Below are 15,792 nucleotides of genomic sequence, written 5' to 3'. Positions count from 1 at the left end.
TCCGTTCTCCACCATTGGGTGGCATCATGTTGACGATATACCGCGCATTGTACCCCCGTGCATCCGGGCGACTCACCCCCTTCCGGCGAGCGGCGCACAAGGATAGGCAGGGTGCAGGACGGGCGCGGCAAGAGGCGGCGGCGACCTGACGCGGGAGCCATGACGGCGCCGGAGGCACAAAGCAAACGGGCCGGCACAAGGGCCGGCCCGCGCATGCAGCATGCGGGATAGGGCTAGATGACGGTGACCCTGCCTTTGTTGCCCACGATCGCCTTGGTCTCGGCGATGAGCGGAACGGAGCGGGCGTTCACCCGGGCGGGAATCTCGGCGCGCATGGTCTGGCCGTCGCCCTGTTCGATAAAGAGCTCGACCCGGTCGCCGCCGGGATTCGTGGAGAGCACCGTCGCGAGGCGCGCCATGTTGCCCTGCGAGAACCGAGAGCTCGGGATCATGATCTCGAACACCTTGGGGCGGTTGTTCTCCTCTGAAAGCTCGAGGGCGACCACCTCCTGGGCGATGATCTGGTCGCCGCGGTCCGAGCGCTCGACCTTGCCGCGCACGCGGATGAACGCGTCGGAAAGCACCGCGCCGGTCTCGGGGTCGGTCTCGCCGTAGAGGAAGTTCTCGCAGCTCTTGTAGACCTTCGGGAAGATGACGACCGTAGCCTCGCCCTCCATGTCCTCAAGGCGCACGATGGCCATGGGGTCGCCATTTTTGGTGACGCGCTTGGAGACCTCGGCGACCATGCCGGCAAACCAGAACGGCTTGTTCTCGGGAATCGCCTGGTTCTGGGTCCCGCCGCCCGGCACCATGACCTCATAGCCCGTATCGATCTGGGAGAGCGCGAACTCGCGCGCCTTGCCGAGCGCATATTCATAGGGGCGCAGCGGATGGTCGGAGACGTAGATGCCCAAGACGTCGCGCTCTGCCGAGAGCTTCATGTGGCGGTCCCACTCCTGGCCGTCCGGCTCGGGCACCACGACCTCGAAGCCCGAGCCCGCCACGTCGCCGAAGATGTCGAAGAACGAGGTCTGGCCGCTCGCGCGGTCCTTCTGGCGCTTGGCTGCGGCGTCGATGATGTTCTCGGGGTTGTTCTTGTCCACGAAGCCCATGAGCTGGCGGCGCGGATAGCCCGTTGAGTCGAAGGCGCCTGCCTTGATGAGGGCCTCGATGACGCGGCGGTTCGCCTGGCTGGAGTCGACGCGGTCGACGAAGTCGTGCAGGTTCTTGAAGGGGCCGCCGTGCTCGCGCTCGGCGATGATGGCGTCGGCCACGCCCTCGCCCACGCCGCGGATGCCCGCGAGTCCGAAGCGCACGCCCTCGGCGGTCGCCGTGAACTCTCGACCCGACTCGTTCACGTCTGGCGGGAGGACGGGGATGCCGTCGTGGCGGCAGGCGGAGACGTAGTGCGTGATCTTCTCGGTCTTGCCGGTATAGGAGGTGAGCACGGCCGCCATGTACTCGTGCGGATAGTGCGCCTTCAGCCAGGCGGTCTGCATGACGAGGATGGCGTAGCCGGCGGAGTGCGACTTGTTGAATGCGTAGGACGCAAACTCGAGAACGTCGTCCCAGATGCGCTGGGCGGTCTCGCGCGAATAGCCGTTCTTCTCGGCCCCGTTCATCCAGTGGTCGTAGATGGTCTCGTCCTCGCCGTCCGACCAGTTGAAGACCTGCTCGGTGAGCATCTTGATCTTCTTTTTCGCCACGGGCTTGCGAATCCTGGAGTCGCTCTCGCCCTTGGAGAAGCCGCACATCTCGACCGAGATGAGCATGACCTGCTCCTGGTAGACCATGGTGCCGTAGGTCTCGCCCAGGATGTCGTCCAGGCGCGGGTCGTAGGAGACGGCGGGCTCCTTGCCGTTCATGCGGTTGATATAGCTTGCAACCATGCCGGCGCCCAAGGGGCCGGGGCGGTACAGCGCGATCAGAGCGACCACGTGCTTGTACTCGGTGGGCTTCATGTTCTTGATGGTCGCCGTCATGCCCGCGGACTCGATCTGGAACACGCCCGCCGTATGGCCGGCCTGCATGAGCTTGAAGATCTCCGGGTCGTCGAAGGGAATCTTGTCCACATCGATATCGATGCCGTGGTTGGCCTTGATGTTCGCCTTCGCCTTCGAGATGACGGTCAGGGTGCGCAGGCCCAGGAAGTCCATCTTGAGCAGGCCCATGTCCGCTACGGTATGGCCTTCGTACTGGGTGATCTCGACGCCGCCCTTGGTGTCGAGCTTGGTGGGCACGTGCTCGTTGACCGGGTCGCGGCAGATGAGCACGGCGCAGGCATGCACGCCCTCGCCGCGCGTGAGGCCCTCGATCGACAGGGCGGCGTCGATGATGCGACGAGAGTCGTCGTCGGTGCGGTATGCCTCGGCAAAATCGGGGTTGTAGTTCTCCTCCTTGCCCGGCACCTGCTCGAGCACCTGCTTGAGCTTCACCTTCGGGTCCGAAGAAATCATCTTCGAGAGGCGCTGCCCCATATAGACCGGGTAGTCCAGCACGCGCGCGGCGTCGTTGATGGCCTGCTTGGCCTTGATGGTCGAGTAGGTGATGACGTGCGTGACCTTCTCGGCGCCGTAGAGCTGACGAACGTGCTCGATCACCTCGAGCCTTCGCTCATCGTCGAAGTCCATGTCGATATCGGGCATCTCGGAGCGCTCGGGCGACAGGAATCGCTCGAACATGAGGCCGTTCTCGAGGGGGTCGAAGGTGGTGATGTCCATGGCATAGGCGACGATGGCGCCGGCAGCCGAGCCACGGCCGGGACCGACGCCGATGCCGTGCTGCTTCGCCCAACGCACATACTCGGCGACGATCAGGAAGTATGCGGCAAATCCCTTGTCGCAAATGACCTTGTATTCGAACTCGAAGCGCTCCTTGATGGACACGCCGTTGATGGTGCGGGTCTCCCAGTCGTCGCCGTAGCGCTTTGCCAGGCCCTCCTCGCATTCGCGACGGAACTGGCTCTCATGGGTCTCCCCCTCGTCGAGCAGGGGGTAGCGGGGCAGGATGATCTTTCCCCATTCAAGCTCGACGTCGCACTTCTCGGCGATCTCGAGGGTGTTGTCGCAGGCCTCCGGGCAATACGGAAACATCGACCGCATCTCTTCCTCGGTCTTCATGTAGAACTCCGAGCCCGTCATGCGGATGCGGTTGGGATCGTCCATCTTTGAGTTCGTGCCGATGCACATCATGATGTCCTGCACCGGCGCGTCGGCGCGGGTGAGGTAGTGGAAGTCGTTGGTGGCGATGACCTTCACGCCGATCTGTCGGGCGATGTCGATGAGCTTGCGGTCGAGCTCCTCGTCGGTAAGGCCGCTGTCGGTGGTGAGGCCGTGCTCCTGGATCTCGATATAGAAGTCGCCCGGGGCGAAGGTATCGCGGAAGGTCTCGGCCCACCTGATGGCGCCCGCCATGTCGCCATGGTCGATATAGCGCGGGATGATGCCCGAGAGGCACGCGGAGCAGCAGATGATGCCCTCGGCATGCTCTCGAAGGCTGGGGAGCGTCACGCGCGGCTTGTAGTAGAAGCCGTTCACCGCGGCGTCCGAGACCACTTTCATGAGGTTCACGTAGCCGGTCTCGTTCTTGGCGATGAGGATGAGGTGGTAGAGCTCCGGCTTGCGGTCGCGCGCGAGGGTCTCGTCGGGAGTGAAGTAGACCTCGCATCCAAAGATGGGCTTGATGACCGCGGGCGGCTTGGTGGAATCGAGCGAGCCCGTCGCCTCCCATGCCGCCATGTCGCGCCCCCACTGGGCATGGGCGCGCGGGTCACGCTCGGCATCGGGCTCTTCGATCTCGTCGGCGCGGCCTTTCTCGAGAAAGCTCTTGTCGTGGCTCCAGGTCTTGTATTCGGGCGTGCCATGGTTCACGGCATCGCAGGCAAGACCGAGCTCGGGGATGCCGTACATGTAGCCGTGGTCGGTGAGCGCCACCGCGGGCATGCCCAGCTCGACGGCGCGCTTCACCATATCGGAGACGCGGGTCGCACCGTCAAGCATGGAATATTCAGAGTGGTTGTGCAGGTGTACGAAAGCCATGGGCGAGACGCTCCTTGCCAGACGCTGTTTGCTGGCAAGCATTTTACCCCAGGGCGCGGACACTCCGCCGCCCCGCCGCCATGAGCGCAACACCTCCAGAGCGATCGTGGGGCGATGCGAGCCTGCGTCCTACGAGATGCGTCCGCGCGAGATCTGGATGTTGCGCTCGATGGAGCGCAGGGCCTTCTTCGCGTTGCGCTTCATGTCCCATTCGTAGACGCGGTCCGACAGGCCGGAGAGCACGCCTCTCGTCTTGTCCTTGGGGCGGAAGCTCTCGCAGAAGGTCACCTCGATGCCGCCCTCGTCCGCGGGCTCCACGACATATCTGATGGTCTTCACGCCTTCCGGCCACGTATGCTTGAGCTCGATGGTGCGGGGCGGCTTGAAGCCGACGCGCGTCTTGCCCCGGACGAGCTTCCTGCCATCCTGCTCGGTGCGGGCGTAGCGATACCCGTCAAGACGCGAGGTCGGAACCTCCTTGCCCGTCTCGTGCTGGATGCTGCGCTTCACGGTGCGCGCCATCTCATCAAAAAACTCCTCGACGGTCGCGTCGAGATGCCGTGCGTACTCCACATGCCCTCCCAGGGAACCACATACAAGGCGGGACGCAGCCTCTCGGCGCCCCGCCATCGCTCAGACGTCGCGCTGCTTGAGCTCGCGCTATGCCTTGTCGGCAGAATCGTGAGAGCCGGGGGCGTTCTCGGCCGCCTGAGGCGCGGCATCTGCCGCGGGCGCATCCGGGGACGGGCCGTCCGCCTCGCCCGTGGGGTCGACCCCCTCCTCTTTCAGCCTTCGCTCCTGCTTGATGTACTTCTCCATGGCAGGCAGGGTGCGCTTGGCGCGCTCGCGGACCTTGAAGTTGTAGCGCATCTGGTTGATCTTGCGGTTGAGGCCGAAGCCCGGATCTTTGGGCGAGAACTCCTCGATGTAGGTGACGTCGGTGCCGCCACCCTCCGCGGGAGCAGCCTGGTAGCTGATCAAGGTCTCGCCCTGCGGGGCGCTGAACTTGACCGTGTAGCGCTCGGGCGGCTGGTAGCTCTTGATGCGCACCTTCATCTCGGATTTGAGCCTGCCCTGGCGAACCACCTTCGTATAGCGGTGCCCGTGAATCTTGCTCGCAGAAATGACCTTGCCCGTGGCATCCTCGATATCTTTCAGGACGTTGCGCTCCAGAAGATCGAAGAACTCCTCGGGCGTGACGTCCAGATGCTGCGTGATCTCCATGGTACTCCCTCGGACGAAACCTAATGCAGTATGGTATACCCCATTTCGCGCGACGGGTCACCTCTCGTCCGCGAACGACGCCGTCTGGAACGCGGAGGGCGCGGGCACCGTAAGCACGAAGGTGGTAAGGCCCGCCTCGCTGTGCGCCGCGATGTCGCCGCCGTGCGCACGCATGATTTCTCGCGCGATGGCAAGTCCGAGCCCCGCGCCGCCGCCTGCCTCATGCGATACCCGACGCCCCACACCGTGTCGATAAAGGGGCGCGACGAATCGATCTGCGCGAGCTTCTTGCGAAGATGACGTATGCAGACCATGACGGAATTGCGCGAGGAGGCGTTATAGACCTCATGCCACACGCTCTCATAGAGCTCTTGCGCAGAGACCGGGGCGTCGCCGGCGCGCATCAGCTCTACCAGCAGCCCGAATTCCGTCGGCGTGAGCGAAACCGGCTCCCCGTTCAAGGTCGCCTCGTGCGCCGAAACGTCCAGCTTGAGCCCTGCAGAGCTCAAGATCTCACGGGGCTGCGCGGCCACGTTCGCGCGGCGGTCTCGCCTCACGCGCGCCTTGATGCGCGCCACGAGCTCGCGCGCCTTGAACGGCTTGGTAACGTAGTCGTCCGCGCCGATGGCGAACCCGCGAACCTGGTCGAGCTCCTCGTTTTTCGCCGACAAGAACAATACCGGGACATCGGACGTCTGGCGGATGCGCCGGCACACCTCGTAGCCGTCCATGCCGGGCATCATGATGTCGAGCACCACCAGGTCGAACGACGTGCGGGCCAGCGCCATGCGCTCAGCGCCGCCGCGTCTGCGCCCGCCGCGCGCATGGCGGCGACACCCCCGAGCTAGAGCCGATAGGTGACCACCTGGGGCTCTCCGGGACGGGACGGGTCTTCGATCTCCACGCGCACGAACTTGAGCGTCACGTCGGCAAACCCCGCACGGTGGAGGGCGTCCGCGTAGACGCGCGCCTGGAGCTCGTGCTTTGCCTGGAGCTCCTCTACCGTCTCGGATGCGGAGCCGCCCGTCTTATAGTCGACGACAAGGGCCTCCCCAGGACGCGCGGGGTCGCGGCACAGGACGTCGATCGAGCCTTCGACATAGGGTCCAAACCGCTCGCGCGCCTCGTCCATGCCCTCGCAGAAAAACGGCACCTCTGCCTGCACGAGAGGCCACCCCATGACCTCGCGCCGCACCGCGGAGCCCTCCCATCGGCCCAGCGCCGACTCGAGCCGCGCCCGCTGGGCATCGGAGACGCCCCAGTACGCGCAAAGCGCATCGATGCGCGCCGCCGGCACGAAATCTCGACGGGTCTCGATGAGCCACTGCGCCGCCGCGTGGAAGGCGGAGCCGAGCGCCGTGGGATCCTCGACAGCGCCGCCGGAGGGCTCGGAGGAGCCTTCGGAGGCGCTGCCAGCCGGGCGTCCGGGGGCGTCCGGGGCGTCATCGTCCCCGGCCTCGCCGTCCACGGCAGCAGCAACGACCTCGAACACCGGCGGCCGCGGAGAGGCCTCCTGCGCATCGGAAGACGGGACGAGCGGGGCGGCATCCTCCTCGAGCGCCATCTCGGCAGCATCCGTCGCGGGCCGGCCGGGCATCTCGCGGTCGGACAGCCCGCCGACGCGGTCCTCGCCCTCCCCGTGGAGCGCCGCGGCCATCGAGGTGTAGCTGTACGAGACGCGCGGAGGCTTTGCCGCCGGCACCGTCCGCACGGGCGCGCGGGCGGGCTCAACCAACGTGAAGGTGTCCATGGGGCCGTCGTCATCCGGCAAGCCGCCTGCAGCATCGGAGCCCGACGTCGGGCCGTCATGCCCGCCTGCGGCCCCTGGCTTCTCGACGCCCTCGTAAGGCACGCCCGCGAAGGTGAACCCGTCGAGCGGGAGAAACTCGAAGTCACCCGCCTGGGACCCTTCGCAATAGAGGCGATCAGCTGCAAGCGATGGCCACCCGGGAAGGATGCGCTCGAGCACGCGGCCGGTCAAGTCGGTCGTCTCGTCGAACTTGAGCGTCGGGACCTTGTTCTCGGACCCGATCTTCTCTCCCATGGCAAGTATCAAGAGCTCGCGTGCGCGCGTCATGGCGACATAGAGCAGACGCGCCCGCTCGGCAAGCTCGAGGTCCAGGTTTTCGGCGCCCATGCCGATAAACGCCCCTGCCACCGAGCCGGTGGCGCACACCTCCTCTGCAAGGTCGCCGTCAAGCCACTTCAAGACCTTCTTGAACTGCTTTTCGACATCGTCTCCCGAAACGGAGGAGCCGTCCGGAAGGCCAAACGAGGGGAACCGCGACGGCAGCAGCGCGGCGTCCACGCGGTCGCTGAAGCGTCGCACGCGAAACCTTGAGGAGTCGCCCCGCACCGAGAAGCACTCCGCGACGGCGACGACGGGAAACTCGAGGCCCTTCGAGGCATGCACGGTCATGATGCGCACCGCGTCGCCGCCCTCCTCGTTCAGGGCGCCCGGTGCCTCCTTGCCCGCCAAGAAGCGGTCGAAGGCAAGCGCGATGCGTCGCGGGGCGCATCCGAGCTCCGCCTCCGCCTCGCCCAGGGCGTCCAGCGCCTTGAGCACGTTCGCGGCGACCGCCTTGCCCTCGGGGCCGCGGTCCGCAAGCCGCACGAACCAGCCGGACTCGTTCACCACGTCGCGGGCGATGCGGGCAACAGGGTCGCGCCCCACGCGCGCGAAGGCGCGCCGCAAGACGGCACGGGCGCGCGCCACGAGCTCGAGCCCGTCAAGCCCCGGGGCGTCCTCGTCCGAGGCGATGCCGACATCGAGGTTGCGGCGGCGCGTCTCGCCCGTGGCGGGATCCCATGCCGTGGCAAGCGCCAGGAACTCTTGGGCGCCGAGGGCGAACATGGGAGACTGCAGGAGCGGCGCCAGGCCCTGGGCGGTATCAACGGGGTTGGCGAGCGAGCAGGCGAGCGCGCGCACCGCGGCGACCTCGGGCGCCTGCGAGAACACCGAACCGCCCGCGATGACGCAGTCGAGGCCCTCCGCCCTGATGGCGTCGGCATAGGTGTCGGCGTGGGTCATGCCTCCCAGCAAAAGGACCATGCCGCCCGCCGGCTGGCCGGCATCTGCGAGCGCACGGAAGCGCCGGGCGATGGACGCCGCAAGCGCCGGACGGATGTCCTCGGTGCGCTTCGCGGCGACGAAGACCGCCTGCCTGCGCGACGCCCCCCGGACCAAAAGCCCGTCGGCGCGGCCGTCGTTGGGCACCAGGTCGAGAAAATCCCTCATGATGCCGCCGCGCCCGTCGTCGAAGACCTGCGCGACGTAGTCGAGGATGTCGGCATGGCTGCGGAAATTCTTGACCAGGCGCACGATGCGGCCCCCCGCACCACTCCCCTCCCCCTGGGACGCCTGGGAGATCTCGCGCTCCTTGCGCCGAAAGACCTCCACGTCGGCGCCGCGGAAGCGATAGATGGACTGCTGCGCGTCGCCCACGGTGCACAGGTGCACGCCCCCCTCGCCCGCCAGCAGGTCGATGAGGTCCACCTGCTGCTGGGCGGTATCCTGAAACTCGTCAATCATGACCAGCTTGAACATGCCCGCATAGGCCGCGCGGACCGACTCGTGGTCGCGCAGCGCGTCATACGCCAGGCGCAACAGGTCGTCGTTGTCGAGCAGCGACTGCTCGGCCTTGAGGCTCCGATACTCCGCCTCGACGTTGCGGGCGAAGAGCAGCAGCTCGTCCAAATCGCCAGAGCCGAGTGCCACATAGGCGTTCGCCAAGGCCTCGGCGGCCTCGGCCTTGATGAGCGCTGCCGCCGCCTTGGCATTCCCGCTCGCGGCGGGAACGTCGAGATTCATGAGAAGATCGACGACCTCCGGCAGCGTCGCGGCAGACGCGTCGATCGCCTCCACGCGTTCGAGGAGGGCAAGCGCCTTCTGGGCGCCCTTGCTCTTTGCGCTCGAGACGTCCGCCAAATAGGCGCGGCATGCGTCGGCCAAACCCGAGAAGTCGACGAACCCGCGCGCGACATGCACGTCCTCCATGCCGCGAGGCAGCGAGCACGAGAGCTCGAGCAGGCGCCGCACGATGCCCACGACGCTCGTCCCCGCCTCGCCGCCGCCGGGGCGCGTCTCGCCGCGGAGCGCGAACCATCCGAGGATGCCGCGGCGGGGCGCGAGGGCGCCCTCCTCCTGCATGCGCGCGAGCACGCGCTCGACCGCCTGCCCCATGAGCTCGTCGGGGTCGCCCAAGACGGAGAACTCGGGGTCCAGTCCGAGCTCGAGTGCGTGGGCGCGCAGCATGCGGGAACACATGCCGTGGATGGTCGAGATCCAGGCGTCGTCGACGCGCAGGGCCTCGTCCTCCATGCCCGCCTTGATGAGCGCGCCGCGCACCCGCTCGCGTATCTCGGCAGCCGCATCCTTGGTGAACGTGATGGCCAGCACCTGGTCCAGATGGTCAACATAGGGCCCGGACTCCGGACTCAAGGCCCACAGGATGCGCTGCGTGAGCGTAAACGTCTTGCCGGAGCCGGCGCCCGCAGAGACGAACAGGGGGCCGTCGAGCGTCTTCACGATCTCGAGCTGCTGGGGCATGAGTGTGCTGAGGTCGATCGCCATGGCTAGGCGTCCCTTCTGGAGAATCCGAACGGATGGTTGAACGTGCAGCGATCGGCGGCGTCCGCCGCGGCGGAGACGACGCCGCGCTCGAGTTCGCCGAAGCGGTCGGCGATGCCGCGCTCCACGCGGTCGAGCAGCTCGTCAAACGACATGGAGCCTCCCTCGGCATCGGGAAAGCCGTGGCGAAGGCCGGGGATGCGGCCGTCCCCCCGCTCCTGCTCCACCAGCTCCTCGGACGCCGCCCCCACAAGCTTGGAAGGGTGCTCCTTGGTGACGAGATAGAGCGCCGCACGGACGTCGAGACCGAGGGCGCGCCGCAGCGCCTGGGCATAGATGAGCGTCTGCGTGTGCTCCGGCAGCCACCGCGGATCGTCGGCGGAAACGGTGCCGTCGCGCGCAGGCAGCGTGGGGTCCTGCAGCGCAAACTGGCGCGCACCGGTACGGTGCTTGTAGTCGATCACCACGGCGCGGCCCTCGGCGTCCACGTCGACGCGGTCGATGCGGCCGCCGAGCGGCATGCCGGCATAGGAGACGCCCAGATCGTTGAACGCATATTCCAGATATGTCGGCGCAAACGGCGAGAGCGCCTGCGCCTCCAGGCGAATGACGCCTTTGAGCAGGGGCAGAATCTCTTCGACCTGCGCCTCCTCGACCGCAGACTGCGGGGTCAGCGCCGCGGAGCTGGAAGTCTTGTTCTGCCTGTGCTCCGAGCGGACCGCCGCGAAGACGTCATCGAGCGCCTCGAGGCAGGCGTCGAGGTTCTCGGGTGTCACGCGCGCGACGCCCCGGTCGGCAAGCAGCGTATGGAGGCGATACAGCACGTCGTGTACGAAATTACCCTTCTCCATATTTCCGAAACCCGCGTCAAGCGTCTGGGGGCGCACGCGCGATGACATGAACCAGCAGAGCGGGCAGGTCGCATAGCTTTCGATCTGCGACGCCGAGAACTGGCGGGGAACCAAGCGCTCCGCACCGTCCGGGCCGCAGTCGAGGCGCTTGAGAACGAGATAGGGAACCGCCCGCGCGCTGAGGCGTTGAGGAGGCTCGCACGCCACGCGGAGGCGGACCAGCCCTTCGGCGCCCGCGTCGTCGAGGTCGCGGACGATATCGCCCTCGCCCTCAAAACGCTTCGGCGCGCCGTCGACCGCGCGCGCCGCTATCTCGGTCCACAGGGCCGCCGGGTAGCGGTCCTTCGCCTGGCGGTCGTGCGTGACCCGGGCGAGCGTTGCCGCGTCGACGGCCCTGAGCACGCGCTCGCCGCGCACGCGCAGCAGCGCGGCAGGCTCAATAGAGACGGTCTCCACGCCAAGCCCCTCCGCCATGGTGGCGAGCGGGCCCGCAGCATGCGCGAGCGGATAGCTCTGCACGTCGACGTCGGCAAAGAACGCGGCGCACGCCGCCCCCCGAGGACGCCAGACGGCGTCGGAGAGGGCCTGGAACTCGACGCGGGCGCGCGGAGCCCCCTCGGGCAGGCAGCTGACGGGCGACGAGACCGCGATGCCTTCCAGCACGGTGCAGGCAACCGCCTGAGACACGCCGAGGCGATGCGCGAGCTCGCCCACGACCTCGAGCGCACGCGTGAGCGCCGCGCGCTCGACGGACGCGCGCACGCGTGCGCCCCGCTCGCCCCATGCGGAGGCGGGAAGGGCGTCCACCTGGGCAAGCATCAGCTTGAGCGCCGTCACCGGACGCCCCTGGCGCAGGGCCTGAAACACGTCGGCGCAAATCGCCGGGACCTGCGCCCACGAAGACGTCAGGTCCATCTTCTTCCGAAGCGCGCGCTGCCTGCCTTGCAGCGATTGCAGCTGCCTCATCGCGCCTTCCGGCGTCAGGGAGCGGTCGCCGCGGACCTTTTTGTCGAACGCGCGCGCAAGCGCCGCGTCGATGCCCGAAAACGGAGAATAGAGCCAGTCGGTGAGCTCGGGCGCGGGCCACCACTCGGACGTGCTCCCTCGCCCCTCCTCCGCGTCCGCCATGCGGCGCGAAAGGTCGGAGAGCGCCATGAAGCTCGCGCCTGCCGACGTCTGCGCGAAGCGGACGAACCCGCGGACATCGCTCTCGATGCCGCGAACGGCAAGGCGTGGCGCGAGCTCGTCGAACAACTCTTGTGGCCGCGGGGCGACGACGAGCACGGTCGGCACGTCGTCCTCCGTGGAGGCGACCCCCTCCAACAGCTCGGCGATGCCGCGGGCATATGCCTCCGCGCGAGCATGGGGGCCGGCTACCTCGAGAAACGAGATCGCGGGCAGCTCCGAGACCGCCTCCGCGGGCGGCGTCCCGTCGGGGTATATCGCCCCTCGCTCGACCGCGCAGCCTCGAGCGCAGAAGGCATGCTCGAGCTCGTCGGCAAACGATTCCTGGCCGCGACCGATGAGAAACGTCACCTCGCCCGCCTCGGCGACGGCGGCAAGCAGGCGAACCAGATACCCCGGAAGGGTGAGGACGTCGCGCAGCACGACCGACTCCAAGCGGGCGGGGACATGCTCGTCCCCCGTCGCCGCGAGCCCTGCCGCCAGAGCCCAGGCGGCATCCGAGGCCTCGACCAGGCACAGCTCCCGCAGGCGGGCACGATATGCGCCGACGATGCGAGCCACGACGCCTTCGGCGGAGGAGGCGTCCGCCATGTCGGCGCCCGGGGAAGCCCCCGTCGCCGCGCCGTCCAGACATGGGGCAAGGTCTCGCGCCATGCGCGCGACCATCCGGACGGTGCCGGGATTCTTCTTCAGGGGGGCAAGCCCGCCGTCCGGCGCCTCGTCCACCAACCCGGCGATGAGCAGCTCGCGCTCGACGGCGCGCACCATATGCCGGCCGTCGCCCAGGAGCTCCCAGAGCGACTCCAGCCATGACGAAGGCGTGAGCACGTCCACGCCCATGCCGTAGCCGGCGTCGGCGAGCTCCCTTCGCGCACGCTCGCGGGCATCATATGCAGGGACGAGCAGCGTGGTCGTTTGTGCGTCGCCGGCCAAGATGTCGAGCTCGGACGCAGCGAGCGCCGCGCCGGAGCCGGTCTCTACGATTCGGATCGCCATGGTCCTCCATTCACGTCGTATCCGAATCTTATCCTATCCGCCCGTGCGGACACGAACGGGCCCTGCACGACGACACCGGGGCCCGTTGGCACGGGGGTCCCTACGATACCGGCTTCTCCATGATGTAGTCGTCCATGACAAAGCCGCCGCCGATCGGCGTCTCGACGGCGTCGACCGTGGCAAAGCCGGTCCCGGTATAGGCGCGAATTCCCAGCTCGTTGTGCTTATTGACCGTAAGATACATGGCGCGAAGGCCGCGTGACCGGCAGAGCTCCTCGTAAAAGGAGATCGCCGCGCGGGCAAACCCATGCCCCCGCTCATCTTTGAGCAGATAAATCTTTGATATGAAGAAGCGGCCCGTCTCCGGCTCTTCGCGGCCGCCCGTATAGCCCACGCGGCGCCCGTCCGGAGCGCAGACGAACCAATACTCGTAGCCATGCTCCGCCATGTCGCGGCGAATCGCCGCCAACGACTGGAAATGCTCGACCATGTAGTCGGTCTGCTCGGAGCCGATAAGCGCCGGCCAATACTCCTGCCAGATGCCCTCGGCAAGACCGGCTAGGTCGCGCTGGTCCTCAGCCGTCTTCACCGCAGAAAAGCTCGCTCGTACAGACATGGGTCCTCCTCACCGGGCAGGCGCCTCGCCTGCCTATCGAGGACTATGGTAGCGCCTCGACGCGAGGAGTCCATGCGTCGTGGCGCTCCCCGCGCCCGCGCGGCTACTCGCCGTCTTCGAGCTTGATGAGCATGCGACGGTAGCCGCCATACTCGCCGTTGAGCGCCTTCGAGACACGGCTCACCGTGGTGGACGAGGCGCCGGTCTGCGCCTGGACCTGCACATAGGGCTCCCCCTCATCCAGATAGCGAGCCACCTGGAGACGCTGCGCGAAGTCGCACACCTCGCGCGGCGTGCAGAGATCGGTCAAAAACGCCTCGATTTCCTGTTCGGTCTCCAAGAGCGAAAACGCATGGACGAGCTGACGAACGTCAGGCCGATCAAACATCGCATCAATATTCATTAGAGACCGCCAGATTCCCTCGAAGCGTTTATAAAGGATACTTGCATGACGCTAATAGAGCGCAATCTATACATGCTTTACCGAACTAAATCGGTTCGGGTGCAGTGTAGCACAACACGAACGCTCGCCACGGGTTTCTTCGGGCGGCGCGCGACGCTTCTTGCATATACAAAGAATCTCCGCAAGGGAAAACGGCGCCCGCGGACGCAGGCGCCCCCGTCGCGGCGACCTCGCCGCGACGGGGGGACCTTACAGGCGCGGCAAGGTCGGAATGATCGAAAGGTCCTCGGAGATGCCGCTCGTCCAGCTCACCCGATCGCAGTCGTCGATGACGACGGCTTCCACACCGGGGAGTCCCTCGATGAAGTCGATGGCATCGCGGGCCCCCAGCATGAACGCCGTCGTGGACCAGCCGTCGCAATCCATCGAGCGGTCGGCGACGATGGTCGCGCTCGCCACGTCGGTCCGCGCCGGCATGCCGGTGCGTGGGTCCAAGATGTGGTGGTAGGTGACGCCTCCCCGCGTGAACTGGCGCTCCTGGATGCCGCTCGTCACGACGGAACCCGACGCCAGGCGCACCACGGCGCGGTTGTGCGCGGCGTCCCGCGGGTTCACGATGCCCACGTTCCACGGCGCGCCCGCGCGCACCGGCGGCCGGCGCGCCTCGTCTGCCGGACGCCCCCCGCGCACGAGCACGTTGCCGCCCAGGTTCATGGCAAAGCGCCTCACCCCATGCCGCTCGAGAAGCCGCGCCAGGTCGTCGGCGATATAGCCCTTTGCGACCCCGCCGAGGTCGAGCACCGTCGCCGGGTCATCGATGGAGAGGGTCGCCCGTCCGCCCGACGTGGCCACATGGATATGGGAATAGCCCACATGGGGAAGGGCGCACGCGAGGTCGCGCCCGCTTGGCACCACACCGGCATGAAAGTCCCACAGCCTGGTGAGCGTGCCCATCGTGATGTCAAACAGTCCGCGGCTCCGCTCGCAATACCCCAGAGAAAGCGTCACGAGCTCGGCGGTCTCGGACGCCACCTCCACCGGCGCGGGAGCCGCCGCATGCGCTCGGGCGATATCGGAGTCCTCGCGCGTGCGCGAGAAGGCGTGCTCGAAGAACACGCAGCGGTCGCGAAAGCCCCTGAGCGCGCCATCGAGACGCTCGACGACGGCAGGGTCGCGGGCGTCTTCGTCGTCGCCTGCATATCCGTGGACATGCACGCAGGTGTTGAAAATGAAAAACGATATGACGCGCGAGCCGTCCACGCCCGAGACCGGCTCGGCCGTCTGAACATCGCCATAGGTGTATGCCTGCCGCATGGATCCTCCCTTAGCCCTCCCGCAAACGCCGGACGCCGTCCCCTTTGTGTGCCCGCCATGCAATGGATGAAATGAACCCGTCCCCAATCATCCGATCTAGGGCATAATCGGGGGGCGACGCGCCTCGCGCGCATCGTTGCCATCATAGCGCGCCCCGCGCGGGCGCCGCCGAAGAGGGAGGATGTCCCCCATGAGATTTCTGCTGAACTGGATCGTCACGTCGCTCGCCGTCTCGGTCGCGGCGTTCATCGTCCCAGGCATCGTGCCCTTCGGCCCCATGGACGCCTGGATTTGCTTCGCCTTCACCGGATTGTTCCTCGGCATTGTCAACTGGCTCGTGAAGCCGCTGGTGACGCTCATCTCGCTGCCGGTGACCATCATGACGCTCGGCATCTTCCAGCTGGTGGTGAACAGCTTCATGCTCGAGCTCGCCGGCTGGCTCTCGGTCAACCTCCTGGGCGCCGGCATCGCCATCGAAGGATTCTGGTCGGCGTTCTTCGGCGGCATCATCGTGAGCATCATGTGCTCGATCCTGGGAGTCGTGACGAAGGACTGACGGCGGACCCGACATGCGTCCGGCCCGCCGCCTTCACGCA

9 protein-coding genes and 2 pseudogenes are annotated in these 15,792 nt (G+C 66.9%); 1 reads left to right on the top strand and 10 read right to left on the bottom strand.

Annotated elements, in window-relative coordinates; all coding sequences use genetic code 11:
- Positions 1-233: 233 nt before the first annotated feature.
- The 10 genes and pseudogenes from dnaE to H6A15_RS02445 form a co-directional block, all read right to left on the bottom strand.
- Complete coding sequence (dnaE, locus tag H6A15_RS02490) at positions 234-4,037, bottom strand: DNA polymerase III subunit alpha (RefSeq protein WP_204672114.1); 3,804 nt, start codon at positions 4,035-4,037, stop codon at positions 234-236.
- Positions 4,038-4,166: 129 nt separating this feature from the next.
- Positions 4,167-4,610, bottom strand: a complete 444-nt coding sequence (locus H6A15_RS02485) for a DUF3284 domain-containing protein (RefSeq protein ID WP_204672113.1) — start codon at positions 4,608-4,610, stop codon at positions 4,167-4,169.
- An 87-nt stretch (positions 4,611-4,697) separates the two neighbouring features.
- Positions 4,698-5,261: a DUF3284 domain-containing protein gene (locus H6A15_RS02480; RefSeq protein WP_204672112.1), complete on the bottom strand. Its 564-nt coding sequence runs from the start codon at positions 5,259-5,261 to the stop codon at positions 4,698-4,700.
- Between the two features lie 57 nt (positions 5,262-5,318).
- Positions 5,319-5,474, bottom strand: a pseudogene (locus H6A15_RS10700) (ATP-binding protein); the annotation flags it as partial.
- A gap of 20 nt (positions 5,475-5,494) precedes the next feature.
- Positions 5,495-6,049 (bottom strand): annotated as a pseudogene (locus H6A15_RS02470) (response regulator transcription factor); the annotation flags it as partial.
- Positions 6,050-6,105: 56 nt separating this feature from the next.
- Positions 6,106-9,834, bottom strand: coding sequence for a UvrD-helicase domain-containing protein (locus tag H6A15_RS02465; protein ID WP_239462290.1), 3,729 nt, complete (start codon positions 9,832-9,834; stop codon positions 6,106-6,108).
- Positions 9,835-9,836: 2 nt separating this feature from the next.
- A complete protein-coding gene (locus H6A15_RS02460) occupies positions 9,837-12,863 on the bottom strand; it encodes a PD-(D/E)XK nuclease family protein (RefSeq protein ID WP_204672111.1) in 3,027 nt (1,008 codons plus the stop codon).
- Positions 12,864-12,963: 100 nt separating this feature from the next.
- The gene (locus H6A15_RS02455; RefSeq protein ID WP_204672110.1) at positions 12,964-13,479 is read right to left on the bottom strand and encodes a GNAT family N-acetyltransferase; all 516 of its coding nucleotides are present in this window, start codon (positions 13,477-13,479) and stop codon (positions 12,964-12,966) included.
- Between the two features lie 103 nt (positions 13,480-13,582).
- Complete coding sequence (locus H6A15_RS02450) at positions 13,583-13,882, bottom strand: YerC/YecD family TrpR-related protein (protein ID WP_204672109.1); 300 nt, start codon at positions 13,880-13,882, stop codon at positions 13,583-13,585.
- 249 nt (positions 13,883-14,131) lie between these two features.
- Positions 14,132-15,196 carry an FAD:protein FMN transferase gene (locus H6A15_RS02445; RefSeq protein WP_204672108.1) on the bottom strand — a complete coding sequence of 355 codons (1,065 nt, stop codon included), beginning with the start codon at positions 15,194-15,196 and terminating at the stop codon, positions 14,132-14,134.
- 190 nt (positions 15,197-15,386) lie between these two features.
- Here H6A15_RS02445 and H6A15_RS02440 point away from each other — a divergent pair, with 190 nt between their 5' ends.
- Complete coding sequence (locus H6A15_RS02440) at positions 15,387-15,752, top strand: phage holin family protein (protein ID WP_204672107.1); 366 nt, start codon at positions 15,387-15,389, stop codon at positions 15,750-15,752.
- Positions 15,753-15,792 lie beyond the last annotated feature (40 nt).

Source organism: Enorma phocaeensis, from assembly GCF_016901575.1.
GTDB lineage: Bacteria > Actinomycetota > Coriobacteriia > Coriobacteriales > Coriobacteriaceae > Limicola > Limicola phocaeensis_A.
Note: the sequence above shows the minus strand (reverse complement) of the source record. Positions and strands in the feature narration are given on the sequence as shown.